The 22,783-nt window shown below is 61.0% G+C and carries 27 protein-coding genes; 15 read left to right on the top strand and 12 right to left on the bottom strand.

What is annotated here, in order from left to right:
* Positions 1-11 precede the first annotated feature (11 nt).
* Positions 12-593 carry a YjaG family protein gene (locus BS300_RS10430; RefSeq protein WP_071912598.1) on the bottom strand — a complete coding sequence of 194 codons (582 nt, stop codon included), beginning with the start codon at positions 591-593 and terminating at the stop codon, positions 12-14.
* A gap of 162 nt (positions 594-755) precedes the next feature.
* Here BS300_RS10430 and BS300_RS10425 point away from each other — a divergent pair, with 162 nt between their 5' ends.
* Positions 756-1,700: a D-2-hydroxyacid dehydrogenase gene (locus tag BS300_RS10425; RefSeq protein ID WP_071912596.1), complete on the top strand. Its 945-nt coding sequence runs from the start codon at positions 756-758 to the stop codon at positions 1,698-1,700.
* A 70-nt stretch (positions 1,701-1,770) separates the two neighbouring features.
* Here the strand turns inward: BS300_RS10425 and mepM are convergent, their stop codons facing one another.
* A complete protein-coding gene (gene mepM, locus BS300_RS10420) occupies positions 1,771-3,108 on the bottom strand; it encodes a murein DD-endopeptidase MepM (protein ID WP_071912594.1) in 1,338 nt (445 codons plus the stop codon).
* Between the two features lie 259 nt (positions 3,109-3,367).
* Here mepM and BS300_RS10415 point away from each other — a divergent pair, with 259 nt between their 5' ends.
* Together BS300_RS10415 and BS300_RS10410 are read left to right on the top strand one after the other, a co-directional pair.
* Complete coding sequence (locus BS300_RS10415) at positions 3,368-4,663, top strand: LapD/MoxY N-terminal periplasmic domain-containing protein (protein WP_071912592.1); 1,296 nt, start codon at positions 3,368-3,370, stop codon at positions 4,661-4,663.
* Positions 4,660-5,601, top strand: a complete 942-nt coding sequence (locus tag BS300_RS10410) for a TAXI family TRAP transporter solute-binding subunit (protein WP_071912590.1) — start codon at positions 4,660-4,662, stop codon at positions 5,599-5,601. Before BS300_RS10415 ends, BS300_RS10410 begins: the two co-directional genes overlap by 4 nt.
* On the opposite strand, the gene BS300_RS10405 is transcribed toward BS300_RS10410, so the two are convergent.
* Both BS300_RS10405 and znuA read right to left on the bottom strand, forming a co-directional pair.
* Positions 5,596-6,270, bottom strand: a complete 675-nt coding sequence (locus BS300_RS10405; protein WP_071912588.1) for a transglutaminase-like cysteine peptidase — start codon at positions 6,268-6,270, stop codon at positions 5,596-5,598. The genes BS300_RS10410 and BS300_RS10405 overlap by 6 nt on opposite strands.
* Positions 6,271-6,345: 75 nt before the next feature.
* Complete coding sequence (znuA, locus tag BS300_RS10400) at positions 6,346-7,266, bottom strand: zinc ABC transporter substrate-binding protein ZnuA (protein ID WP_071912586.1); 921 nt, start codon at positions 7,264-7,266, stop codon at positions 6,346-6,348.
* Between the two features lie 96 nt (positions 7,267-7,362).
* On the opposite strand from znuA, the gene znuC reads away from it, so the two are divergent.
* Together znuC and znuB are read left to right on the top strand one after the other, a co-directional pair.
* Positions 7,363-8,139, top strand: a complete 777-nt coding sequence (znuC, locus tag BS300_RS10395; RefSeq protein ID WP_071912585.1) for a zinc ABC transporter ATP-binding protein ZnuC — start codon at positions 7,363-7,365, stop codon at positions 8,137-8,139.
* A gap of 21 nt (positions 8,140-8,160) precedes the next feature.
* Positions 8,161-8,940 (top strand): zinc ABC transporter permease subunit ZnuB, encoded by a 780-nt coding sequence (znuB, locus tag BS300_RS10390; RefSeq protein ID WP_071912583.1) that lies wholly within the window; start codon positions 8,161-8,163, stop codon positions 8,938-8,940.
* 7 nt (positions 8,941-8,947) lie between these two features.
* Here znuB and BS300_RS10385 read toward each other — a convergent pair whose 3' ends face one another.
* The gene (locus BS300_RS10385) at positions 8,948-9,838 is read right to left on the bottom strand and encodes a LysR substrate-binding domain-containing protein (protein ID WP_071912581.1); all 891 of its coding nucleotides are present in this window, start codon (positions 9,836-9,838) and stop codon (positions 8,948-8,950) included.
* 92 nt (positions 9,839-9,930) lie between these two features.
* Between BS300_RS10385 and BS300_RS10380 the strand changes: the two genes are divergently transcribed.
* Positions 9,931-10,788, top strand: a complete 858-nt coding sequence (locus tag BS300_RS10380; protein WP_041209234.1) for a DMT family transporter — start codon at positions 9,931-9,933, stop codon at positions 10,786-10,788.
* A 9-nt stretch (positions 10,789-10,797) separates the two neighbouring features.
* Here the strand turns inward: BS300_RS10380 and BS300_RS10375 are convergent, their stop codons facing one another.
* A complete protein-coding gene (locus tag BS300_RS10375) occupies positions 10,798-11,379 on the bottom strand; it encodes a uracil-DNA glycosylase family protein (RefSeq protein ID WP_071912579.1) in 582 nt (193 codons plus the stop codon).
* A 102-nt stretch (positions 11,380-11,481) separates the two neighbouring features.
* Here BS300_RS10375 and rarD point away from each other — a divergent pair, with 102 nt between their 5' ends.
* Positions 11,482-12,372 (top strand): EamA family transporter RarD, encoded by an 891-nt coding sequence (gene rarD, locus BS300_RS10370; protein ID WP_071912576.1) that lies wholly within the window; start codon positions 11,482-11,484, stop codon positions 12,370-12,372.
* Here the strand turns inward: rarD and BS300_RS10365 are convergent.
* Positions 12,354-13,088, bottom strand: a complete 735-nt coding sequence (locus BS300_RS10365) for a transporter substrate-binding domain-containing protein (protein ID WP_041209237.1) — start codon at positions 13,086-13,088, stop codon at positions 12,354-12,356. The genes rarD and BS300_RS10365 overlap by 19 nt on opposite strands.
* A 44-nt stretch (positions 13,089-13,132) precedes the next feature.
* Between BS300_RS10365 and BS300_RS10360 the strand changes: the two genes are divergently transcribed.
* On the top strand, positions 13,133-13,480 hold the full coding sequence (locus BS300_RS10360) for a GIY-YIG nuclease family protein (protein WP_071912574.1): 348 nt from the start codon (positions 13,133-13,135) through the stop codon (positions 13,478-13,480).
* 83 nt (positions 13,481-13,563) lie between these two features.
* Here BS300_RS10360 and pspG read toward each other — a convergent pair whose 3' ends face one another.
* The 4 genes from pspG to BS300_RS10340 form a co-directional block, all read right to left on the bottom strand.
* Positions 13,564-13,782 carry an envelope stress response protein PspG gene (gene pspG, locus BS300_RS10355; protein WP_071912572.1) on the bottom strand — a complete coding sequence of 73 codons (219 nt, stop codon included), beginning with the start codon at positions 13,780-13,782 and terminating at the stop codon, positions 13,564-13,566.
* A 45-nt stretch (positions 13,783-13,827) separates the two neighbouring features.
* Positions 13,828-14,034, bottom strand: a complete 207-nt coding sequence (locus BS300_RS10350; protein ID WP_033115086.1) for a PspC domain-containing protein — start codon at positions 14,032-14,034, stop codon at positions 13,828-13,830.
* 2 nt (positions 14,035-14,036) lie between these two features.
* Positions 14,037-14,699: a phage shock protein PspA gene (pspA, locus tag BS300_RS10345; RefSeq protein ID WP_071912570.1), complete on the bottom strand. Its 663-nt coding sequence runs from the start codon at positions 14,697-14,699 to the stop codon at positions 14,037-14,039.
* Positions 14,700-14,909: 210 nt separating this feature from the next.
* Entirely contained in the window at positions 14,910-15,638 is a 729-nt protein-coding gene (locus tag BS300_RS10340) for a 1-acylglycerol-3-phosphate O-acyltransferase (protein WP_071912568.1), read from the bottom strand.
* 175 nt (positions 15,639-15,813) lie between these two features.
* Between BS300_RS10340 and BS300_RS10335 the strand changes: the two genes are divergently transcribed.
* Genes BS300_RS10335 through BS300_RS10320 form a run of 4 tightly spaced genes read left to right on the top strand, consistent with a single transcriptional unit; the run spans position 15,814 to position 19,557 of the window.
* Positions 15,814-16,191 (top strand): hypothetical protein, encoded by a 378-nt coding sequence (locus tag BS300_RS10335; protein ID WP_071912925.1) that lies wholly within the window; start codon positions 15,814-15,816, stop codon positions 16,189-16,191.
* 50 nt (positions 16,192-16,241) lie between these two features.
* Positions 16,242-18,284: a protein-disulfide reductase DsbD domain-containing protein gene (locus BS300_RS10330; protein ID WP_071912566.1), complete on the top strand. Its 2,043-nt coding sequence runs from the start codon at positions 16,242-16,244 to the stop codon at positions 18,282-18,284.
* Between the two features lie 10 nt (positions 18,285-18,294).
* Positions 18,295-19,035, top strand: coding sequence for a DsbA family protein (locus BS300_RS10325; RefSeq protein WP_071912564.1), 741 nt, complete (start codon positions 18,295-18,297; stop codon positions 19,033-19,035).
* Between the two features lie 3 nt (positions 19,036-19,038).
* Entirely contained in the window at positions 19,039-19,557 is a 519-nt protein-coding gene (locus tag BS300_RS10320) for a protein disulfide oxidoreductase (RefSeq protein ID WP_071912563.1), read from the top strand.
* Positions 19,558-19,634: 77 nt separating this feature from the next.
* Here the strand turns inward: BS300_RS10320 and BS300_RS10315 are convergent, their stop codons facing one another.
* Positions 19,635-20,459 (bottom strand): LysR family transcriptional regulator, encoded by an 825-nt coding sequence (locus tag BS300_RS10315; RefSeq protein WP_071912561.1) that lies wholly within the window; start codon positions 20,457-20,459, stop codon positions 19,635-19,637.
* A 130-nt stretch (positions 20,460-20,589) separates the two neighbouring features.
* On the opposite strand from BS300_RS10315, the gene BS300_RS10310 reads away from it, so the two are divergent.
* The 3 genes from BS300_RS10310 (at position 20,590) to BS300_RS10300 (ending at position 22,782) form a co-directional block, all read left to right on the top strand.
* Positions 20,590-21,468 (top strand): NAD(P)-binding domain-containing protein, encoded by an 879-nt coding sequence (locus tag BS300_RS10310; RefSeq protein ID WP_071912560.1) that lies wholly within the window; start codon positions 20,590-20,592, stop codon positions 21,466-21,468.
* A complete protein-coding gene (locus BS300_RS10305; RefSeq protein ID WP_071912558.1) occupies positions 21,465-22,217 on the top strand; it encodes an SDR family oxidoreductase in 753 nt (250 codons plus the stop codon). The genes BS300_RS10310 and BS300_RS10305 overlap by 4 nt, the downstream gene beginning before the upstream one ends.
* Positions 22,218-22,497: 280 nt before the next feature.
* Entirely contained in the window at positions 22,498-22,782 is a 285-nt protein-coding gene (locus BS300_RS10300; protein ID WP_005343121.1) for a DnaJ domain-containing protein, read from the top strand.
* Position 22,783: the final 1 nt, after the last annotated feature.

Here is a 22,783-nt window from a genome sequence, read left to right as displayed (position 1 = left end):
TGCACCGGCGATTACTCTTCCAGGCTGATACCAATATTGGAAACGCCATCCTGAGCGGCAAAGACCTTGATGGCCAGAATGCGGTCGCTATCGCGCTCATGGGCAACTCGCTTGAGCAACTCGACCTGAAACTCCAGCTCGGCTTCCATATATTCGTGCTCGTAGAGCTCCTCTTCGGTCAGATCCCGCTCTTCCATCATCTCGATAAAACCGGCAACGGTACCGACGGAGGCATGACTGGCATCGTTGGCCTCTTCCCCAACACGGCAGATCACCGAGTTGTAGGCACAGCCCAGCGCCACGCAGGCATCCAGTGCCGGATAGGCACCGTAGGATTCAAACTTGCGGGGATCCGGAATATGGGCTTCGAACTCTTCGAGAATGGCACCCAGATTGACCCGGGAACCCTTGACGGTCAGGTAGTTCCACATCTGATCCAGCGCATGCCGGAAGGCCTCTGCATTGCCAAATCCGGAGGCCTGACTGAACAGGGCATAGTTGGGGTACATGCGCTCTGCCAGCGCCAGGGTGTAGACGGTCTGTTGCCAAGGCTGTAGCTCGGCCAGTCGCTTATAAAACTTGTCACCAAACACTGGAGTCGGATCCTCTGCAAAATGTGGGGCAGATTGTAGCCCACGAGGGGCGCGGCGAAAACGAAAAAGCGCCCTGGTCGGCTATGTTGCGCTGGCAACTCGGGTAAGATGGGACGAGTGCGGCATCTTGTTGCGCCGCAAATTCTGATAAGGAACAAGAGTATGAGCCAACGTACCCTTCTTTTGCTCAGCCAGGATAATGCTCACTACGAACGTCTGCTCAAGACCGCCAATCTTCACCATCTGCGCATTCTGCGAGCCGATAACCAGAGCGATGCCGAGAAGCTGATTGGCGAAGCCCATATTCTGATGGCAGAACCGGCCCGTGCCAAACCGCTCCTCCCCAAGGCGGGGAAACTCAAATGGTTCCAGTCTACCTATGCCGGAGTGGACGTACTGCTCGACTCGGACAGCCGGCGCGACTACCAGCTTACCAACGTGCGCGGCATCTTCGGCCCGCTGATGAGCGAATATGTCTTTGGCCATCTGCTCAGCTTGATGCGACAAATTCCTCTCTATCGGGAACAACAAAGGCAGCGTCTCTGGCAGAGCCACCCCTATCAGGGGCTCAAGGGGAAAACCATGCTGATCCTTGGCACCGGCAGCATTGGCCAGCATATCGCCCAGACCGGCAAGCACTTTGGCATGAAGGTACTTGGCATCAGCCGCAGCGGCCGGGAGCGGGCCAGCTTTGATCAGGTTTACCAGCTACCGGCACTCAACAAGATCCTGGCGCAGGCCGATGTCATCGTCAGCGTGCTGCCGGCGACCCGCGACACCCGCCACCTCTTCAATGCCGCCCGCTTCGAGTTCTGCAAACCGGGCGCCATCCTGTTCAACGTGGGACGTGGCAATGCAGTTCACTCCGGCGATCTGCTGACAGCCCTGCGCACCGGCAAGCTGGCGATGGCGGTGCTGGATGTGTTCGAGCAGGAGCCACTGCCCGCCGACAGCCCATTGTGGGGGCAACCCAACCTCATCGTTACCCCTCACAACAGCGCCTACAGCTTCCCCGAGGATGTGGCCCAAATCTTCGTGCGCAACTATATCCGCTTCATCGACGGCCAGCCCCTCGACGGCAAAATAGACTTCGACAAGGGATACTGACCACTGATTGCTCATGCAAAAAGGCCCCGCCAATCTGGCGGGGCCTTTTCATTTCAAGCGGGGAGAGGTATCAACCTGCGGCCAGCTCCTTGCGGTAGCCTTTCACCTTGGCCAGGAACTGGCGACGCTCCTTGCCGCTGAGCGGTTCGGCCATCGGCAGCTTGGCAGTCATGGCGTTGACCGGTCGGTTGTTGATGCGCAGCTCGTAGTGGAGGTGAGCACCGGTCGAGCGCCCCGTGTTGCCGGAGAGGCCAATCTTGTCACCCATTTTGACCCGCTGACCCGGTTTGACCAGCAGCTTGCTCAGGTGCAGATAACGGGTCGACAGGGTACGGCCATGCTTGATGACGACATAGGTACCTGCCAGCGGGTGGCTGGTTGCCTTCTGGACGACACCGTCACCGGTCGCCAGCACCGGAGTGCCAACCGGCACTGCAAAGTCGGTGCCCTCGTGAGGACGCACCATACCGGTTACCGGATGTTTACGCGCCGGGTTGAAGTTGGAGCTGATCCGGTAGCGGCTGTGGGTCGGATAGCGACGGAAGCCACGCTCCAGACTGTTGCCCTGACCGTCGTAATAGTTGCCGTCATCGGAGAGCCAGGCCGATACCGTCTTGCCCTGGCTGGTCACTTCCACACCCAGCAGCTGGCTGTTGCCTGTGCTCTTGCCCTCGACGGTCTCCTGACGTACCAGCACTTTGAATTTGTCACCCTTTTTCAGGTCCTGAGCAAAGTTCATCCGCCACTGGAACAGGTTGGCAATCTTCTGGATATGGTTGGCCGGAATACCGGCATTACGGGCGCTGACATAGAAGCTGCCATTGATCACGCCATCGTAGCGCTGCGGCTGCCAGTCCACCTTCTCGTTGATCATCGAGGCGGTATAGGTGTCGTCGGTGCGCGCCATCACCAGCGTCTGTTTGATGTTCAGGCGGATCTTGAGCTGTTGCAGGATGTTGTCCTGATCAATCAGCAGCTCGATGGTCTGGCCCGGTTTGAGCCGCGCCAGATAATTCTTGTTGTCCGCATCCAGCACCTTGTAGAGGGTGGTGGTCGAGAGCCCCAGATTGTTGAAGATGGCGGTCAGATTCTCGCCATTGCGCACCCGGTAATCCTGCCACTGCGGCGCGGTATCGACCGGAATATCATCGTCCGGCGTGGCGGGATCAACCAGTTCGTGATCGGGGATTTCGTTAAAGTCGGTGTTGTTTTCGTTGGTTGCCGTACCCGCGGTATCAATCGGCAACTCCAAACGCAGGGGCCGCTCCAGAATGTCACCCGGAGCCGGCAGCAATGCCACTGCCGACAGGGTCATCGCCGTCAGCATCACCATTGCGTAAAAGTGTTTGCGGGGAACCGGTGGTTCCCAATTGGCAGCCTGTGCTACCAAGGGACGGAGACGTTTCATCCGCTATCCTGTCTTTATATCTGAAGAGTGTGAGTTGCGATGTGGTAGTACCAAATCCGCATAAAACTGTCTGTTTGACAAAAAACGATACAAATAGTTCATCGCAATCTGCATGAACTTCACATTTTATGCATAACCAGCCCAGATGGGCAGAAATGATCGTCTTTTTTAACCATTTTTTCCTATTTTTAAGAACCGGCTCGCCATAGCGCCAGAATAAAAACCGCAAATGTTGCAATAACTTTTCCATGGAGTGGAGATGACGTTATCAAAACTATTGAGCAGGATAATCCTCATCCTGTTTCTGATCGGTGCCATCCTGCTGTTTGTGCTGGAAATCACCACTGTCCGCCAATCCATCATCGACCAGATGTCTGCCAATCTGGAGACTGCCGTCACCGCTCTGGGCCTAGTGCTGCAAGGTACTTTGCTCAACGATGACAAGGTGCTGGCCGAAACCATCGTCAATGCCATGTTCGATGGCGGCTTCGTCAGCTCGGTCAGGTTGATCGACCCGGACGGACAACTGCTGTTCCAGAAGGTGTTCCAGGCCACCCAGCAAAACGTGCCTGGCTGGCTTCCCTCGGTTATCGGCATGCCACCGGTCAAGATTGAGCAAGAACTGACCGACGGCTGGCGCATGCTCGGCACTCTGACGCTGGAAGGTCACAGCGGCTACGCCTACCAGCACCTGTGGAATGCCATCAGCCGTATCGGACTTGCACTGCTGGGTGGGCTGGTTGTCTTTACTTTGGTGATCTCCCTGGTCAGCCAACGGCTGCTAAAGCCGCTGGAACAGATCAACCAGCAGCTAATCCGGGTCCGCAAGCACCAGTTCAACAGCGCCCTCCCCACCCCCTGGCTGCTGGATCTCAAAGAGGTGGCGCTCTCCATCAACCAGCTGGTCTCCGAGCGCAAGCGCGACCTGTTGCAGCAACGCCTCAAAATCACCCAGATGGGCAAGCAACTGCGCCCATCCACAGCGCAGCCCCTACAAGGGCTAACCGACACCCGTGGCGGCCACCTGCAAACCTTCGACTCGACACAGGGCGAGATAACCCTCTACCAGCGCTTCCTGCCACACCCGGCACTCACCGCCGACAGCGAGCTGGCCACCATTCAAGCGGTTCTGGAACAGTGGTTGCAACACCATGTTGAAGGTATCTCGCTACCGCTCTCCCTGCTCCACCACCCGCAGTGGCAAGCCATAGCACCGCTGCTGACCCGGGGAAGAGGAAAGACACTCGACTGGCGCTGGGATGTGACCTCCTTCCCGGCTGAGGGTGAGTCGATATTGACCCGCTTGCAGGAACAGGGGGTCGAGCTGGCGTTTAGCGCTATTCCGCTCAATACGGAGACCTTCAATCAACTCGATCCCCTCAATCCTGTCTTTGTCTGCTGTCAGCTGAGCGAGGAGCCGCTCTACTGGCATCTTCTCTCGCAAACCATGCATGCTGCTGGTTACACCCTGTTGGCCGAGGCGGGCAGTGGCAGCGACATCGACAAGCTGCGTACCTGGGGGATTGATGGTTATGCCAGGGAGGCACAATCATGAAAAAGCTGGCTATCTTGCTGATGTTGTTCGGCCAAGCCGGAGCAATGGCCGCACCGGCCACCATAGCAACAGGGGGTGAACAGGGGATCTACTATCAGGTCACCAGCGAATTCTGCCGGCTCGCACACAAGACTGACTCGCAGATCAGCTGTGCGCTGCAAGCAACTTCCGGTTCGATGGAGAACCTGCAGCGACTGCGGAGCGGTCAAAGCCGCTACGCCATGGTGCAGTCTGACTGGCTCTATCAGGCCAGTCAGGGTAGCGGCCCCTTTGCCAACGCCGCACAAACCGGCCTGCGCGCGCTGTTTGCGACCCACGCCGAACCCTTTACCATAGTGATCCGGGCCGACGGCGACATTACCTCGCTGGAGCAGCTCAAGCTCGCCCCCATCGATATGGGGCTGAAGGGCTCCGGTACCCGCCAGACTGCGCTGGCTCTTTTCAACTTGCTGGGCGCCAAGGAGCAGGATCTCGATCTGAAAAGCATGGCCAATGCAGCCGAGGCGCTCTGCAGCAAACAGATCGATGCCTATGGACTGGTGATGGGACACCCCAACCGGATTGTGCTCGATACCGCCAAGCGGTGTGCCATCCGATTTCTGCCGGTCGACGGCGCTCTGCGTGACCAGCTGATCAAGGGGGTCAGGTATTACCAGCGCAGCCAGGTGCCCGCGCGAATCTATCTGGGCAATCTGAAAGCCACCCCCACCTTTGCCATCGCGGCCACTCTGGTGACCAATGCAACCACTCCCGAAGAAGAGGTCTATAACCTGACTCGTGCCATGCTGGCACAGCAGACCAAGTTCAACGAACAGACTTATGGCTACGCCAACATGTTCCATCAGGCGCGCAACAAAACCGGCCCGGTGCTGAGCATTCAGCAGCATCCGGGCGCAGCACGTTATTTTGCCGAGTTGAAAGCCGCCGGGAAGCTATAGCTGGCGGCGGGGGGAGCGCAGCTGCTCGCTGGAGAACCGGGTCTTCATCGACGTCCACTGCGCCAGCCTGTCGGCACTGCCTGCCAGCGTTCCCTCACGGCGGGACTTCATGATCCAGATGCTCTTGGCATCGAAGCTGTAGACAGGGATAAGGTCAGTGCGCTGACTTCCGGGCAGAATGCGGCTGTTGATGTTGTCGAGCACCAGCGGATCTGATTTGGGGGTCGCGAAATAGAGCGTCACCATGTGGAACTGGTTGTAACGCACCGCCTTGACGTAAGCCAGCCGCAGCTTCTTCTCGTCCACCCCCAGCTCCATCAGGGTGTAGTACTTGGAGATGCTGTAATCCTCGCAGTCGCCACCGCGAGCGCCGATAAACTCCAATGGATTGGCCCAGTAGTCCGCTTCTCCCCACAATCTGGGATCATCGCTGTAGGTCAGGTTATTGAAGTAGTGATTTACCAGCTCGATCTTCTGCTGATCCGTGGTGCCGGCTCTGGGCGTCAGCAAGCGGGAAAACGCCTCGGCGCGCTGAATTGCGCGCCCGCCGTAGACCTCCTGCAACTTCTCCCGCAGCTCGGGGCTGGCGATATATTCCGACAGGCGGGAAGCCTGCACGCCGGCACAACCTAGTGCCAGCATGCAGGTGGGGATTAACAGCCATTTCATACCGGACACTCCATGTCAGATGCTGGAGGTCAGTATAGTCCCAGACAACAGAGAGCAGGCTCTTCGGGCCCAGTGTCAACGACACTGGGCAAAAGCGTTGGCCAACTGATCCATGAACTGGGGATAACCTTCCGGACCGAGCGGAACCTGCTCACCTACCTCATCCAGCAGCAGCACTCTGGCGCCGGTATTGCGGGCAACCGACTCGATCACCGCCGGCGAGAATTGCGGCTCGGCATAGATGCAGCTTGCCTGCTTCTCCTCCAGCGCCTTACGGATCTCGACCAGTGTTTTTGCTCCCGGACGACGCTCCGGACTGACGGTAAAGTGGCCCTTGGAACTCATGCCGTAGTGGCGCTCCCAGTAGCCATACGCTTCGTGGAATACGAAGTACCCCTTCTGGTTCACCGCTTTCATCTGCCCAGCGATCACCTTGTCTCTGGCATCGACCTTGGCGGTAAACGCGGCCAGATTGGCCTCGTAGCGCGCCTTGTTGGCCGGATCCTGCTTGCCCAGCTCGCTGGCGATAGCGCCGGCGATCACCTTGGCCTGCATCGGTCCAAGCCAGATATGGGGGTCGATCCCTTCATGATGATGACCTTCATGCCCTTCATCGTCGTGGTCATGAGCTGCATGGTCATCGTGCTGATGGCCATCATGGCTATCCTTGGTCGCGTAGTTGAACAGCGGCATGCCCGGCACCTGGGTCAGGGTCAAGACATGGGGGTGATTGGCCAGAGGTTTGCTCATGAAACCCTCCAGCTCGGGGCCGACCCAGACCACCAAGTCCGCCTCCCCGATCTTGCGTACATCGGAGGGACGCAGAGAGAAGTCGTGGGGAGAAGCGCCGGTTGGCAGCAGGACTTCCGGCTCACTCACACCTTCCGTGATCGCCGCGGCAATAAAGCCCAAGGGCTTGATAGTGGTCAGTACCTCCACGGCACGAACAGGCAAACTCACCGCCAGCAGGGCAGTGAAAAAAGCAATAATTCTCATTGGTGAATCTCGTCAGCGGGTGATTGTGTGATAATATAACAGCTTCTGTTTTTTGTTATATTATAACTCTCACTGGCTGTAAACCCCGGAGCTGTCATGACCCAACTGGTAGAGCTGAAAGAGGTCTGTCTTTCGTTCGATGGACGCTCAGTGCTCGACAAGGTCTCCTTTACCCTCAATAAAGGCAAAATCACCACCCTGGTCGGCCCCAACGGGGCGGGCAAGAGCACCCTGAGCAAACTGGTATTGGGTCTGCTCACCCCGGATTCCGGCCAGATCATCCGCAACCGCGATCTGAGAGTCGGCTATGTACCGCAACGCCTCTATCTGGATCCCACCCTGCCGCTCACCGTGCGCCGCTTTCTGCAACTGGGCAAGAAGGGGCGGATCTCCATCGAAGAGGCGCTGACCAGAGTCGGCGCCGAAGGGCTGCTGGACAACCGGATGCAGAAGCTCTCCGGTGGCGAGATGCAGCGGGTACTGCTGGCGCGCGCTCTGCTGGTCAAACCCGAACTGCTGGTGCTGGATGAGCCGGTGCAGGGGGTGGATATCAACGGTCAGATCGAGCTCTACGCCCTGATCGGCAAGCTTGCTGCCGAATTCAACTGCGCCGTGCTGATGGTATCCCACGACCTGCATCTGGTGATGGCCAGCACCCACGAGGTGATCTGCCTCAATCGCCACGTCTGCTGTCATGGCGAGCCGGAGAGCGTGGCGCGCCACCCCGAATTTGCCCGCCTGTTCGGGCGACCGGAGCAGGAGGTGCTGGCGGTCTATACCCACCATCACCACTGCGACGGCGAACACCATCATCATGAACCGCAGGCTCCCGTCATCCGCCTGCCTTCTCGCAACAACGCTCACAGCAAATAGCGCAAGCAACAGGACATTCAAGTGGACAGCTTTCTGTTATACGCCCTCGCGGCCGGTCTCGGCATCGCCCTGCTGGCCGGCCCCCTCGGCAGCTTCGTGGTATGGCGCAAGATGGCCTATTTTGGCGATACCCTCTCTCACGCCTGCCTGTTCGGCATCGCGCTGGGCATCCTGCTGCAGGTCGATCTCACCCTGGCGGTAGTGGTCTGCTGCCTTGCCATGGCGATGCTGCTGGTGGTCATGAGCCGCAACCAGCAAGTAGCAACCGATACCCTGCTCGGCATTTTGGCACACAGCGCCCTGTCCCTCGGTCTGGTTACCTTGAGTTTTATGGATAACGTGCGGGTGGATCTGATGGCCTACCTGTTTGGCGACCTGCTCTCGGTACAACCGATGGATCTGCTCTGGATCTACGGCGGTGGCGCACTGGTACTGCTCACCCTGTGGCGACTGTGGGATCCCCTGCTCTCCATGACCATCTCGGAAGAGCTGGCACGGGTAGAAGGGATCCGGGTCGATGTGCTGCGCTGCGTGCTGATGCTGCTGATCGGGCTGGTGATCGCCGTAGCGATGAAGTTTGTCGGGGCGCTGATCATCACCTCCCTGCTGATCATCCCCGCCGCTACCGCCCGCCGTTTCAGTCAGACGCCGGAGCAGATGGCCGGCTTTGCCGCGCTGATCGGCTGCCTCGCCGTGCTGGGTGGATTGACCCTCTCCTGGTATCAGGATACTCCGGCGGGCCCCTCGGTGGTGGTCTGTGCCACCAGCCTGTTTGTCCTAAGCCAGTTCAAGAAGGCTTGATATCGCGCTAGAGCGGCATGCTCTGGCGTGTCTCCATCATCAGCCACTGGCGTAACCGGCAGATGGCGGGCTCATGGGCCCGTGAGCGCTTGCAGGTGAAATAGAAGGCATCCCCCGTCTCCAGCTGGTGTACCGGCAAGGCCACCAGCTGGGGATCATCGGGCCGCAGCATGTAGTCATTCACGAACGCCACCCCCTGATCCCAGGCCGCCGCCTCCATCGCCAGCAACACATGGCTGAAGTGGTGCATCCTCGCCTCGTCCGGAATCACAAGCCCACCCGCCTTGGCCCAGCGCTGCCAATCCTCCCCTCGCGCCTTGTAGATGGATTGCACCGAGAGCAGCGGCAGTTGCCAGATGGCATCTGGCCACTCCCCCTCCACCTGCTGCAACAAACGGCGGCTGCAGACCGGAAAGAGTCGCTCCTGATAGATAAGGTCGTGGCAGTAACCCCGCCCGTGGGGTGAGACTGTGATAAAACAGTCGGCCACCCGATCGGAGAGCTCGGGATCTTCCGCCACCATCTCCAGACTCAAATCCAGCTCGGGATAGAGCTGGCGCAATCCGGCCAACCGCGGGATCAACCACTTCACCGCAAACGAGCTGTAGACCGCGAGGCGCAGCCGCATCTCGCCGCCCCCGCGCAGTTGCTCGCTGCTCTGGGCAATCTGGCCGAGCCCGGCAGCAATCCCCTCGAAATAGCTCTCGCCCTGCGTCGTCAACGAGAGCAGCCGCCCCTGACGCAGCAGCAATCGCTCCCCCAGAAAATCCTCCAGAAGGCGGATCTGGTGGCTGACCGCACTCTGGCTGACGTTCAGTTCAAGGGCGGCACGGGAAAAGCTGAGTAGCCGGGCCACCACCTCGAAATATTGCACCGCACGCAGGGGAGGAAGTTTCATTATCTAAATATCTCATGGGTGGTCATTTTTTATCATTTTACTGAATATCAACCGGCACGCTACCCTCCCCCTCATCTGAAGTGGGAGGTGGTATGAATGCAGTGGGGATCGGCATCCTTTATCTGGTGCTGGGCAATATGGTGGCGGTTTTTTCCGATGCGCTGGTCAAGGTGCTGGAGCCGGATCAGCCCATCTTCCAGTTTGTCTTTTTCCGCCAGGTTTCTGCAGCCCTCCTGCTGATGCCCTGGCTGCTCTGGTCGTGGCGCCGCAACCCGCCGGTGGCCATCAAGTGGCACCTGCTGCGGGCCCATATCTGGGCGGTCGGTGTCTGCCTGATGGTGGTCGCCCTCACCCGCTTGCCGCTCGCCACTGCCAACGCCCTCTTCTATGCCGCGCCGCTGATGATGGTGCCGCTGGCAGTGTGGATGGCAGGAGAGGCGATCTCGCGCCAGAAGGTGCTGACCGCAGTCATCGGGTTTATCGGGGTACTGATCGTGCTGCGCCCGACCGAAGTGAACTGGGCCGCACTGGCGGCGCTCGGAGTGGCGCTGTCGATGGCGCTCAACAATCTGTTGATCAAGCGCATCCCGCTCAAGCAGCCCATCGCCCAGACCCTGTTTTTCACCAACGTGCTGAGCATGCCCTTCATTCTCGCGCTGGCCTGGTGGGAAGGGGGCGACTGGCAGTGGCAGATGTGGTGGCCCGCCTTTGGCTCCTCGGCGCTGATCATGGTCTATGCGGGATTGTGCGTGGTGGCCTATCGCAAGGCGGAAGCGAGCAAGATCGCCTCTGCGGAATATACCGGTCTGCTGATGGCCGTCGCCATCGGGGTATGGCTGTTTGACGAGCAGCCGGGTCTGCCGCTGCTGCTGGGCTGTATCTGCATCGTCCTGCCGCTCATCGCCATGGCGCGCAGCAAACCAAAACCGCTGGCCGAGCCAGCGGTCTAATACTCAGGGTCATTTCAGCAAAGGAGCGACCCTTAGTTGCAGATGAGGGATGACCTCCTGCTCGAACCAGGGATTCTTTTTGAGCCAGAGGGTGTTGCGCGGGGAGGGATGCGGCAGCGGCAACCAGCCAGGGCTATAGCCGGCCCAGTTGCGCACCGTGTCGGTGAGCGATCCCCTGGCCGCCTTGCCCAGATAGCGATGCTGGGCATATTGACCGATCAGCAGGGTCAACTCGATATTGGGCAGCAGCATCAACACCTTATCATGCCAAGTGGGCGCGCACTCGGGTCTGGGCGGCAGGTCGCCCGACTTGCCCTTGCCGGGATAACAGAGCCCCATCGGCATAATCGCAATGCGTGATTCGTCGTAGAAGGTGGGTTTATCGACCCCGAGCCACTGACGCAAGCGATCGCCGGAGGGGTCATCCCACGGGATACCACTGGCATGCACACGAGTGCCCGGCGCCTGACCGATGATCAGCAGGCGGGCACTCTCGGCCCCGCGGATTACCGGCCGCGGCCCGAGCGGCAGATGCGCCTCGCACAGACGGCAGGCACGGATCTCTTCAAACAGGCTATCCAGTCGACTCATGAGCGCGATAGTAACAGAGTTTTCCACCAGATCTCGCTTGTGAAAGGGGTGGCCTCTATTTATTATTCACTGATAAATGTTTAATTTAATAAACAGGTAGAGATGAAAAACTGGCTAGGCACGGGCACGGCGACCCTCTCCTTCATCCTCTGGGGGATGCTGCCGCTCTATTATCAGTTCATGCCCGAGGTCAACATGTGGGAGCTCATCTCCCACCGCGTGCTCTGGTCGGTTATCCTGCTTGGCGGCCTGTTTCTGCTGCTTGGCCACAAGGTTCCCTGGGCACGGCTGCGCAGCGAGCCGCGCCAGCTCGGCCTAATCCTGCTGGCCGGCCCGGTCATGTCGATCAGCTGGTGCATGTTCACCTGGTGCCTCACCACAGGGCAGGTACTGACCACCAGTCTCGCCTTCTTCATGACGCCGCTGTTCAATATCGTATTCGCCGTCCTCTTCCTGAAAGAGCGGCTCACCCCGCAAAAGCATCTGGCTGTCGCCCTGGCACTGGCGGGTCTCGCCTACATGCTCTTCTGCTACGGCCAACTCCCCTGGTTCTCCCTCATCATGGGGGCCAACTTCGCCTGCTACGGCCTTATCAAGAAGAAGATCCACTACGACACCGGCACCAGCCTCTATCTGGAAGCCATGGTGCAACTGCCCGTCGCGCTGATCATCATCGGCACGCTGGCGTGGCACGGGGAAGGGGCATTCGTGAACGGGGATCTGGCCGACAAACTGCTGCTGATGGGCAGTGCGCCCGCGACCCTGTTGCCGGTGGGGCTCTTCTGCTACGCGGTGGCGAGAACCCGGATGAGCACGGTGGGACTGCTGCAATATATCGAGCCCAGTCTCGCCTTCCTGCTCGCCATCTACTGGTTTGGTGAAACGCCGGATCCCATCAAGACGGTCGGCTTCGCCTTCGTCTGGGCTGGTTTGCTGGTGAGTCTGGTGCCGCTGCACCGCCTCAAGCGTCAGCCTCAAGGGGCGCCGCGATAGGACTCGAGGATCTTGTGCCAGGCGGGGTCCCGATCCATCTGCTCGGCAATGTCGTTGAGCCGGGCATGAAGTTCGGGGCGGGACTTGGGCACCAGAATGTGGCGGGTATAGCTGGACTGGGCAAAGGGCGAGACGAACAGCTTGCCCTCATAGTCAGGGACGTGGGTGAAAAATGCGAGGGCCGAACCGGGCACTAGGGTGACATCGATGCGGCCGCGTACCAGCAGATCGAGATTGGTCTTCACCTTCTTGGCATCGTGGCGCTCCAGTTCGCCCCGGGCCGCAGCATCATCGATCCCCAGATAGCGATACCCCTCGACACCGCCAAATACCATCCCCTTGAGGGAGTCAGGGCCACGATAGGTAACCGGATGCTGGCGACTTGAGATGAGCTCGTTGGTGTCGCGCATGATGGGGAAAGTCCAGAGGTATAGCTCGCGCTGGGGATCCCCGACCCAGGCCGGGTTGACCCAGGCGACCAGACCGTTGAAGGCAGGATCCGACATCTCCAGCGCCAGTCTGGCGCGATTGACCAGCCAGAGCTCGATCCTGGGTTCACCTCCCAGCCTTTCATTGAGATACTTCACCAGCTCGCTGCTCAAGCCGGCATTCACCCCGGTATTGAAAGGGGGATGCTGGTGGTAATCATAGAGACGGATCGTCTCCCCCAGAGCCGGAACCGACAACAGCAACCACAACCAGAACCAGACTCTCATCGCACCTCCTTGAGCTGCTTTTGAGTTTGGCACAGAGAACATGAATGAGAAAACCCCCGACCGGGGCTCCGGCATCGCCATCCACCCCACCCTCCTGCTGGTCAATCTATATGGTGCGCACCACGGCCGGCCTGCTCTATACCGGGATCAGCACGGCGCCGGAGCGCCGCCTGCGCCAGCACCAGAGCGGCAAAGGCTCTCGCGCCCTGCGCGGCAAGGGGCCACTCACCCTGGTGTGGCAGCAGGAGGTAGGCGACAAAGGAGCGGCCCTGCGCCTCGAATATCGCCTCAAGCAGCAGCCCAAGGCGTTCAAGGAGCAGCTCATCACCTGCCCCGATCTCTGGCTGCCGTGGAGCCTGCGCTGGCTCGCTCCCGGCAACGCAGAACCATAAAGGCAAAGCCGGGCCATAAAAAAGGCCACCTCACGGGTGGCCGACAAAAGGGAGTTCAGGGATAACGACACGACTTGCGGCGATTACAGGTAGGTATTGGACCGCCTGCTGCCGTGGCTGATAAGCCAGCAGACCACCAGCACCAGCAGCAACCAGGGAGCCAGCTTGATGATCAGGGCAAGCATGCCGCTCAGCACCCCCAGCAGCACAAACACGCCGCTCACCAGCAGCATCGCCACCAGGGTAAAACCGGTCAGCGCCATCACCAGCAACACTCCCAGCAATATGAAAAATTCCAGCATAACTTGCTCCTTACAGGCACTCTGTGCCGCCGGGCTGCCTTGCGGTCAATCCAGCCAGCGTTTCAATTCATAACGGGGCGGCATCACCAGCACCGCCAGCAGATAGGCAGCCAGAGCCAGCGGCGGCACCAGGATCAGGGCGAGCAGGGCCACCACTCGCACCGTCACTCTGGATATCCCCAGCCGTTTGGCAATGCCGGCGCAGACGCCGGTCAGCTTGCGATGGACAAGATCCTTGGGCCAGGGAGTCATGGTTATGCCTCCACCTTCTGACCCTTGAGACGGGCCAGCTCGCGCTCTATCTCGTCATTGAGTTCCAGCTCGCGGAACTGCGCCTCCAGCGAGGGATTCTGCCCCAAAGTGGCCGCCTCCAGCTGGGCTTCCAGCTGATCGACCCGCCCCTGAAAGCCTTCGAAGCGGGCCATCAGCTCATGCATACGCTGGTTGTCCACCTGAGCGCGGGCACGAATACGGCTATGGGCGGTCTGCTCGCGCAGGGTCAGCAGTTTCTGCTTCTCCCGCGCCTCGGTCAGCTTGGAGGCCAACCGTTCGCTGTCGGCGGTAAGCTGGGCCAGCACTTCGGCGACCCGGGCCTTGTCCTGCTCCAGCTGTTCACATTTTTTGACCTCCGCCAGCTTCTCGGTTAGGGCGGCGCGGGCCAGATCCTCACGTCCCTTCTGGATGGCGAGCTCGGCCTTGGCCGACCACTCCTGGATCTGCACCTGCAACGCCTGCTGATGGCGCTCCAGCTGTTTTTGCTCGGCGATGACGCGAGCGGCCTGGGTGCGCATATCGACCTGCACCTGCTCCATCTCCTCGATCATCAGGCGCAGCATCTTCTCGGGCTCTTCACTCTTGTCGAGCAGGCTGTGCAGGTTGGCATTTATTACGTCGGTCAGGCGGCTGAACACGCTCATGGTCTGGCTCCTTGTGGATGGGATGGCTATCTCTTCCCATTGCATTACAAGAGCCGTGCCAAGAAAAATTATTGTTTCTTTACAGATAGATGGGAATTTAACGAGGGAATCCAATAACGGTTTGTTGGTGAAAAAAACCAATGGCGTGGTTATTTTTACCAACAAAAAAGGGAGCCCGTGGCTCCCTTTTCAATGCACTTATGATGGCGTTCAGGCGGCGTGATGGCGACCCAGCTTGCCATCCAGTTCGGCCAGTTTTGCCTCCATCCGGGCACGGCACACCTCGGAGAGCTCGCGAATGCCGGCAGCACCGTGCTCCTTGCTGCAGACCGGGGCCATCACCTCCAGCAGCACCTCGCCGTTATCCCAGCGGTTGAGGTCAATCTGGCCGAAGTAACTGGAGCAGACGATGGGCACAACCGGCACTTCAGCCTGTACGGCGGTATGGAAAGCGCCCGCCTTGAACGGCAGCAGACCACGCCCCTGCGAGCGGGTCCCTTCCGGGAACATCCAGATGGAGGTGCCGCGCGCCTTGATGCGATCCACCACCTGACCAATGGTGCCAATGGCGCGAGAGCGGTTGGAGCGGTCGATCAACACGTTGCCGGAGAGCCAGAAGATGAGGCCGAAGAAGGGGAGCCACAGCAGGCTCTTCTTGCCCACCGCAACCACGCCGGGCTGCACGGCACCGGTCACAGTGAAGATGTCATAGTTGCTCTGGTGGTTGCAGACATAGACCGCAGGCCCGACCGATTTCACCTCGTCGGCCACCGTCACCTTGACCCGGACCCCGATCAGCGGGCAGACCGCATGATACATGCGGGCGAAGACATAGACGTTGTTGGGGTGGCGCGGACGAACCAGACAGAGCAGCAGGCCGAACAGGAACCAGAAGATGAGCAGCAGACCAAGCAGCAGCACACGGGCAATTTTGAGCATCGAACACCTCGAATTTTAACTCGGCGCAGTATACTGATCCCCCTTTTAGCGAACAAGCGTTCGCCAAACAGAACCGACCACACGGTGCCAGCCTCAGCGCTCATAAAACGGCCGGCAACTTGCCCCACCCGCCATTGGCCGTTAGGATGTGGCCATCTTGATGAACGGGGCGAGCATGATTCACCAACAACGCGTGGCGAAACGACTCCTGCTGCTGGTCTGCCTGCTGGTGCTCAATTGCGCGGCCCAGCCGCTGGCCAGGCTGGCACTGCTCGATCATGCCCTCACCTGTCAGGCCCTGCCCGCTCAGAGCATCGATGATGAGCAGAACGACGGCAAGCCTGTCAGCCCGCAGCCCACCAGCTGCCAGCTCAATGGCAAATGGCTGAGCGCCGCCAGCCTGCTCTGCGTCGAACAACTCTTCTTTGCCGTCGCCCTGCTGATTGCCCTGCTGGCGCCACTCTGGCGCTATACCCCTCCCTTACCACCGCCAAGGGTTATCTCACCACCCGAGCGGCGACTTCACCTCACGCTCTGCGTCTGGCGGGAATGATTCCGGCCTTTTTCCATTCGCCGTTACTCATTTTTTGCGAGACCAGACAGATGACAAACTTTTTCAAGGCAGCCCTGCTTATGGCCTGTCTGCTGTGGCAATCCACGGGATTGGCCAGCGATACGGGCTGGCTCACCAGCCCACAGAATGATCACGCCAGGGTGCGACTGCAGGCCGACCGCAGCGCCCCTGACCACACCCGCATCCTGCTCGACGTAGCCCTCGAGTCCGGCTGGAAGACCTACTGGCACAGCCCGGGCGAAGGGGGCATTGCCCCCCAGATCCTGTGGGATGAGCCGGTAGGAGACTTTCAGTGGCGCTGGCCCGCTCCGCGCCACTTCGAGGTGGCCGGACTCAGTACCCAGGGTTATCAGGGTGAGGTGCGCTTCCCCCTGAGCCTCAACTACCTCGCTGGCCAATCGCTCAAGGGCACCTTGCGCCTCTCCACCTGCAGCAACGTCTGCATCTTGACCGACTTCCCCTTCACCCTCGCGGTGGATGGTCAGGCCCCAGCCGGTTTCGACTTCGGCTGGGCCAAGGCCATCAGCAACCTGCCCCAGCCGCTGCCTGCCGACACCCGGGTCGAGCTCGGTTATCAGCACAACCAGCTGCAACTGCGCGCCGAGCGGGCGGAGGGTTGGCAATCACCGGCCCTCTTTATCGATGCGCTGGAAGGGGCCGAGTTTGGCAAGCCGGTGCTCGAGGTCGAGGGCAACACCCTGATCGCCCGGGTTCCGGTGAGCGATGGCTGGCAGGGAGATGCGCCGGATCTGCGCGGCCAATCCCTCGGCCTGCTGCTTACCAGTGGCGAGCAGGCGTGGCAGACCAAAGGCTCGATTGGCGAAGCGCTCGTATTGCCAGCGCCGAGCCAACCCCTCTTCTGGTTGCTGGGGGCGGCGCTGCTCGGCGGCCTTATCCTCAACCTGATGCCCTGCGTGCTGCCGGTGCTGGCGCTCAAGTTGGGGTCTGTGCTGCAACATCAGGAGCGTGAACAGGGAACCGTGCGCAAGCAGTTCCTCGCCGCCAGCGCCGGGATCATCGCCTCCTTCTGGGTGCTGGCGGCCATGAGCAGTCTGCTGCGCGCCACGCAAGGGGTCGTCGGCTGGGGCATCCAGTTCCAGAGCGCCGGTTTTATCGGCTTTATGGTGCTGGTCACCCTGCTGTTTTGCGCCAACCTGCTGGGGCTGTTCGAAATTCGTCTGCCGAGCAACCTCAACACCCACCTCGCCACCAGCGGCGGCAATGGCCTCGGCGGTCACTTTCTGCAGGGAAGTTTCGCCACCCTGCTGGCGACTCCCTGCTCGGCCCCCTTCCTCGGCACCGCGGTGGCGTTTGCGCTGGCTGCGCCGCTCGGCCAGCTCTGGCTTATCTTCACAGCTTTGGGGATTGGTATGAGCCTGCCCTGGCTGCTGGTGGCGGCCCTGCCGCGGCTCGCCCTCTGGCTGCCCAAGCCGGGTCGCTGGATGGGGCGCCTGCGCATCCTGCTCGGCTTGCTGATGCTGGGCTCCAGCCTCTGGCTGGCGAGCCTGCTTGGCAGCCATCTGGGCAACATGCAGGTTTACTGGCTGATGGTTGCCATGCTGCTGGCACTGCTGATTGGCATCATCTGGCGTTATGGCATGCGCGGCTTCACGCTGGCCCTCTCCCTCTCGACGCTTGTCGGCGCTGCCCTGCTGCTGGGGGGAGCATTTACGGCGCAGGGGACTGGCAACGTCGACCGGGTGGTCTGGCAGCCGCTCTCGGAACGAGCCATCACCGATGCGCTTGCCCAGAACAAGCGGGTCTTCGTCGATGTCACAGCTGACTGGTGCGTCACCTGCAAGGCAAACAAATACAACGTATTGCTGCGCGATGAGGTGCAAACCGCACTCTCGGCCCCCGATGTGGTGGCCCTGCGCGGCGACTGGAGCAAACCGGACGACACCATCGCCGCCTTCCTGCGCCAGCGCGGGGCGGCAGCCGTCCCCTTCAACCAGATCTACGGCCCCGGCCTGCCACAGGGAGAGACCCTCTCCCCCCTGCTGGACAAGGCCGATCTGCTTTCCCTCTTGAATCAGGCCGGTCTGATCCAGACCAACGCCACCCATTTTTAAGGAGAACTCCATGAACCTGCGCTCCATCGCCCTGTTCACCGCCCTGTTTGCCGGCTCGCTGACTGCTCCAGCCCTGCACGCCGCCCCCTTCACCCCGGAGCAGGAGGCCCGCATCAAGGAGCTGATCCGCGAGACCCTGATCGCCAACCCCAAGATCCTCGACGAGGCGGCCGAATCCTGGGAGAAGCAGAACGCGGCAGCCCAACAGGCGCAGCTTGGCAACTTCATCAAGGGCAACAAGGATGTGCTGTTCAACAGCCCAACCAGCCCGCGCCTCGGCGCCAAGAACCCCAAGCTGACGCTGGTGCTGTTCACCGACTACAACTGCGCCTACTGCAAGCAGTTCGATCCCCGGCTGACCAAGCTGCTCAAGGCCTATCCGGACGATCTGGGGCTGGTGATCAAGTTGCTGCCGTTCAAGGGGCAGAGCTCTGCCAAGGCGGCCCAGTACAGCCTGACCCTGTGGCAGCAGGATCCGGCCCGCTTCCTCGCCCTGCATGACAAGCTGATGAGCAAGCAGGGGATGCTGACCGAGGCGGATATCAACAAGGCGCTGGCGGCCACCGGCAACGTGGCGCTCAAGCCCGCGCCCAAGGCGACCGAAGAGCTGCGCAACAGCCTGCGTATCGGCACCATTCTGGGGGTGCAGGGCACACCGGCGACCCTGATTGGCAACCAGCTGGTGCCGGGCGCCGTTCCCTATGAGGAGCTGGAGCAGCTGGTGAAGGCCGAACTGGCCAAGCTGGGGTAAGGGATGGCAAGCACCAACCCTCAACCCCGCTGGCGACGCTGGAGCAAGGAGGCGATCTGGCTGCTGTTGCTGGCACTGGTCATCTCGACCCTGCTCGATCTGTGGCGCAGCCCGACCCTGCCAGAGGGAGCGATGAGCGCCCCCGTCACCCTGCAGGATGGCAGCAACACGGATCTCGCCACCCTGAGCCGCGGCAAGCCGCTGCTGGTTTACTACTGGGCCAGCTGGTGCGGGGTGTGCCGTTTCACCACCCCGGCCGTGCAGCAGCTCTGGCAGGAGGGGGAAAACGTGCTGACGGTGGCGCTGCGCTCCGGCAATTCCGAGCAGTTAGGCAAGGGGATGAGCAAGAAGGGGCTCACCTTCCCGACCCACAACGACGAGTCGGGAGCGCTGGCTGCCCAGTGGCAGGTGGGCGTCACCCCGACGTTCCTCGTCATCAAGGATGGGATGCTTGTGAGCAGCACCACCGGCTGGAGCTCGAAGTGGGGCCTGCAACTGCGGCTCTGGTGGGCGTCGCTCTAGCCACGCGGCATCGTTGCCTGCAACAGGGCCATCCCACCGGATGGCCCTTTTTTATGCCCGACATTATTATCCCGACATCAGGCGGGGAGCTGCATCCCGCGTACCTGCTCCAGCAGGGCAGTTACCGCCGCCGAGCGTAACGCATCGGGGGCGTAGCAGAGCCCCACCCGCCGCTTGAAGGAAGAGGCCGCCAGCTCGGCGACCGCACAACCGGGCAAACAAAGCGAACGGGGCAACCAGGCAATGCCCGCCCCGGCGGCCACCATAGTCGCCGCCAGTCGCAGCGACCCCGCCCGCCGTGGATAGAGGGGCGCCTGATTGCCGAGGATGGCGATCAGCCGCAAGTGGGAGTCGTGGCGCGGGCAGGTGACCCAGGGTTCATCCGCCAACGCTGCCGGGGTGAGCCCCCCCTTGCCTGCCAGCGGGTGAGCCGGTGGCAGCACCAGTACAAACTCCTCCTCCAGCAGGGGGATAAAGAGCTCGTCACCACAGCGCAGGGATTCGCAGCCCAGCCGCACATCGCCACAGCAGCCCTCCTCCAGAGTCAGCAGGATCTCCTCGTGGGCAAGCGCCCCTTGCACCAGCGCCCCCACCACGCCATCACCCAGATCTGCCTCAATCCCCACCGTCACCTCGAGACAGGGGGAGGTTTCACGAAACTCGCGGGCGAGGGAGTCGGTGTCGGCGATCAGCCGCTTGGCGCGGGGATAGAGCCGGTGGGCAGCTTCAGTCCCTTCCACCCCGCGCGCCTGCCGCACAAACAGGGTCACCCCCAGCTCATCCTCCAGCGCCTTGATAGTGGTGGAGAGGGTGGGTTGGGTAATGAAGAGGCGGGTGGCCGCCGCCGTGATGTTGCGCTCCTCGAAGACAGCCACAAACGCACGCAGGGTTCGCACATCCATAGAATTCACCTATACCATACAGTCATAAAAGCCATTTTTCACGGCGACACTGGGCAAATATAGTGGTTCACCTGCCACAAGGCATCCCAATTTTCTATATCAACGTCCATCAACACAGCTAGGAGCCATCATGCGCCATCTCTCTGTCATCGGCCTCGGGGCCATGGGCTCCGCCCTCGCCACCACCTTGCTCAAGGCGGGCCATCCGGTCACCGTCTGGAATCGCAGCGCCGCCAAGGCCGCCCCGCTGCAAGCGCTGGGTGCAACACTCGCCCCCTCGGTTGGCGCGGCCATCGCCGCAAGCGATATCACCCTTGTCTGCGTCGATAACTACGCCGTCAGCCAGCAGTTGCTGGATGAGGCGAGCGACGCCGTGGCGGGCAAGCTGCTGGTGCAGCTCTCCACCGGCAGCCCGCAGGGGGCCAGAGCGCTGGAGAGCTGGAGCCACGCCCGCGGCGCCCGTTACCTCGATGGCGCCATCCTCTGCTTCCCGGATCAGATCGGCACCACTGATGCCAGCATCATCTGCTCGGGGGCCAGCGATGCCTTTAGCGAGGCCGAGCCGGTGCTGCGCCTGCTCGCCCCCACCCTCGACCATGTGGCCGAGGCGGTGGGTGCCGCCGCGGCGCAAGATTGTGCCGTCGCCGCCTACTTTGCCGGTGGTCTGCTCGGTGCTCTGCACGGCGCGCTCATTTGCGAAGCGGAAGGGTTGCCGGTAGCCAAGGTGTGCGCCCAGTTCAGCGAGCTCTCCCCCATTCTCGGTGGCGATGTTGCCCACCTTGGCAAGACGCTGGCGAACGGCGATTTCGATCACCCCTACGCCAGCCTGAAAACCTGGAGCGCCGCTATCAGCCGCCTCGCCGGTCATGCCACCGATGCCGGGATCGACAACCGCTTCCCGCGTTTTGCCGCCGATCTGTTTGAGGAAGGGGTGGCGCAAGGGTTTGGCCAGCAGGAGGTGTCGGCCCTCATCAAGGTGCTGCGGGCACGCAATGGAGCGGCACAATGAACAAGCTGACCAACCAACCCCAAATTGCACTGGTCACCGGCGCCGCTGGCGGGATTGGCCGCCAGCTCTGCATCGGGCTGGCCGAGGCGGGCTATCGGGTGATCGCCACCGATCTGGCCCCTCACGCTTTTGACCATCCCGAAATCCACTTTCAGCCGCTCGATTTGCGAGACGAGCAGGCCATCGCGCGGCTCTTTGCCGAGGTTCGCGCGCAACATGGCGGCATCCATCTGCTGATCAACAACGGCGCCATCAGCAAGTTCCACACCCGCTTCGAGGAGCTGAGCGCAGCCCAGTTCGATCAGGTGATGACGGTCAATGTGCGCGGCGCCATGCTCTGCGCCCGCGCCTTTGTGCAGGCCAACCGCGATCTGCCCTATGGCCGCATCATCAATATCGCCTCCACCCGCTGGCAGCAGAACGAGCCGGGTTGGGATGCCTATGGCGCCTCCAAGGGGGCGCTGGTCGCCCTCACCCAGTCCCTCGCCAACTCGCTGGCCGACCATCCCATCACGGTCAATGCCATCAGTCCGGGCTGGATCCAGGCGGAGGATTACCACACCCTGACCGAGGCGGATCACCGCCAGCACCCGAGTGGCCGGGTCGGGCGCCCCGACGACATCACCCGCGCCTGCCTCTTTCTGGCCGATCCTCGCAACGACTTTATCAACGGTGCCAATCTGGTGGTCGATGGCGGGATGAGCAAGAAGATGATCTACCACACCTCCGCCTCCTTCTGGGAGGAGTAACCCCTGCGGCGGCAGCCTCGCCCCGGCCTGCCGCCCGCCCCTTTCCTGCCCGTTTTTTCATCGCTTTTGCCCCGCCGCCCTTGCACTGCCCTGACCGACTGGCAACAATAGGCACTCAACTGACCCCTCTTCATCTAGCCCGTTAATTGATCGCCCAACTCATCGCGTTGGCGGGCTGTTTCCGTTAAAATGACGGGTTTTTGCCGTGCCTGGTTTGCCAATCCCCACCATCAGGCACTCGCAGCGTGAATCCTATGATGCCAGTGATGCAGGATCTGCCATGAACAACTACTTTCGGGTGCTGGGCGTCAAGTCCAACGCCAGCGAAAACGACATCAAGAAAGCCTATCGTCGGCTGTCGAACCAGTACCACCCCGACAAGCTGCACGGGGCCAGTGAAGAAGAGAAAGAGCAGGCAGCCATCAAGCTGCACCAGGTAAAGCAGGCCTATGAAGTGCTGTCCGATCCGAAACAGCGGGCCGCCTTTATCAAGGATTTCAACAACGTCATCGTGACCGACCCCGCCTCCGCCATGCAGGAGATGTGGGATCAGTTCTACCCCTGAA

The organism is Aeromonas sp. SCS5 (assembly GCF_001887375.1).
GTDB lineage: Bacteria > Pseudomonadota > Gammaproteobacteria > Enterobacterales > Aeromonadaceae > Aeromonas > Aeromonas jandaei.
The sequence above is the reverse complement of the archived record's forward strand: the minus strand, read 5'-3'. Positions and strand labels throughout refer to the sequence as shown.

What these genes read in the sequence shown, in the direction of transcription:
- BS300_RS10425 (WP_071912596.1), top strand. Translation starts at nt 756, where the DNA reads ATGAGCCAACGTACCCTTCTTTTGCTCAGCCAGGATAATGCTCACTAC.
- mepM (WP_071912594.1), bottom strand. Translation starts at nt 3,108, where the DNA reads ATGAAACGTCTCCGTCCCTTGGTAGCACAGGCTGCCAATTGGGAACCA.
- BS300_RS10415 (WP_071912592.1), top strand. Translation starts at nt 3,368, where the DNA reads ATGACGTTATCAAAACTATTGAGCAGGATAATCCTCATCCTGTTTCTG.
- BS300_RS10410 (WP_071912590.1), top strand. Translation starts at nt 4,660, where the DNA reads ATGAAAAAGCTGGCTATCTTGCTGATGTTGTTCGGCCAAGCCGGAGCA.
- BS300_RS10405 (WP_071912588.1), bottom strand. Translation starts at nt 6,270, where the DNA reads ATGAAATGGCTGTTAATCCCCACCTGCATGCTGGCACTAGGTTGTGCC.
- znuA (WP_071912586.1), bottom strand. Translation starts at nt 7,266, where the DNA reads ATGAGAATTATTGCTTTTTTCACTGCCCTGCTGGCGGTGAGTTTGCCT.
- znuC (WP_071912585.1), top strand. Translation starts at nt 7,363, where the DNA reads ATGACCCAACTGGTAGAGCTGAAAGAGGTCTGTCTTTCGTTCGATGGA.
- BS300_RS10385 (WP_071912581.1), bottom strand. Translation starts at nt 9,838, where the DNA reads ATGAAACTTCCTCCCCTGCGTGCGGTGCAATATTTCGAGGTGGTGGCC.
- BS300_RS10380 (WP_041209234.1), top strand. Translation starts at nt 9,931, where the DNA reads ATGAATGCAGTGGGGATCGGCATCCTTTATCTGGTGCTGGGCAATATG.
- BS300_RS10375 (WP_071912579.1), bottom strand. Translation starts at nt 11,379, where the DNA reads ATGAGTCGACTGGATAGCCTGTTTGAAGAGATCCGTGCCTGCCGTCTG.
- rarD (WP_071912576.1), top strand. Translation starts at nt 11,482, where the DNA reads ATGAAAAACTGGCTAGGCACGGGCACGGCGACCCTCTCCTTCATCCTC.
- BS300_RS10365 (WP_041209237.1), bottom strand. Translation starts at nt 13,088, where the DNA reads ATGAGAGTCTGGTTCTGGTTGTGGTTGCTGTTGTCGGTTCCGGCTCTG.
- BS300_RS10360 (WP_071912574.1), top strand. Translation starts at nt 13,133, where the DNA reads ATGAGAAAACCCCCGACCGGGGCTCCGGCATCGCCATCCACCCCACCC.
- pspG (WP_071912572.1), bottom strand. Translation starts at nt 13,782, where the DNA reads ATGCTGGAATTTTTCATATTGCTGGGAGTGTTGCTGGTGATGGCGCTG.
- BS300_RS10350 (WP_033115086.1), bottom strand. Translation starts at nt 14,034, where the DNA reads ATGACTCCCTGGCCCAAGGATCTTGTCCATCGCAAGCTGACCGGCGTC.
- pspA (WP_071912570.1), bottom strand. Translation starts at nt 14,699, where the DNA reads ATGAGCGTGTTCAGCCGCCTGACCGACGTAATAAATGCCAACCTGCAC.
- BS300_RS10340 (WP_071912568.1), bottom strand. Translation starts at nt 15,638, where the DNA reads ATGCTCAAAATTGCCCGTGTGCTGCTGCTTGGTCTGCTGCTCATCTTC.
- BS300_RS10335 (WP_071912925.1), top strand. Translation starts at nt 15,814, where the DNA reads ATGATTCACCAACAACGCGTGGCGAAACGACTCCTGCTGCTGGTCTGC.
- BS300_RS10330 (WP_071912566.1), top strand. Translation starts at nt 16,242, where the DNA reads ATGACAAACTTTTTCAAGGCAGCCCTGCTTATGGCCTGTCTGCTGTGG.
- BS300_RS10325 (WP_071912564.1), top strand. Translation starts at nt 18,295, where the DNA reads ATGAACCTGCGCTCCATCGCCCTGTTCACCGCCCTGTTTGCCGGCTCG.
- BS300_RS10320 (WP_071912563.1), top strand. Translation starts at nt 19,039, where the DNA reads ATGGCAAGCACCAACCCTCAACCCCGCTGGCGACGCTGGAGCAAGGAG.
- BS300_RS10315 (WP_071912561.1), bottom strand. Translation starts at nt 20,459, where the DNA reads ATGGATGTGCGAACCCTGCGTGCGTTTGTGGCTGTCTTCGAGGAGCGC.
- BS300_RS10310 (WP_071912560.1), top strand. Translation starts at nt 20,590, where the DNA reads ATGCGCCATCTCTCTGTCATCGGCCTCGGGGCCATGGGCTCCGCCCTC.
- BS300_RS10305 (WP_071912558.1), top strand. Translation starts at nt 21,465, where the DNA reads ATGAACAAGCTGACCAACCAACCCCAAATTGCACTGGTCACCGGCGCC.
- BS300_RS10300 (WP_005343121.1), top strand. Translation starts at nt 22,498, where the DNA reads ATGAACAACTACTTTCGGGTGCTGGGCGTCAAGTCCAACGCCAGCGAA.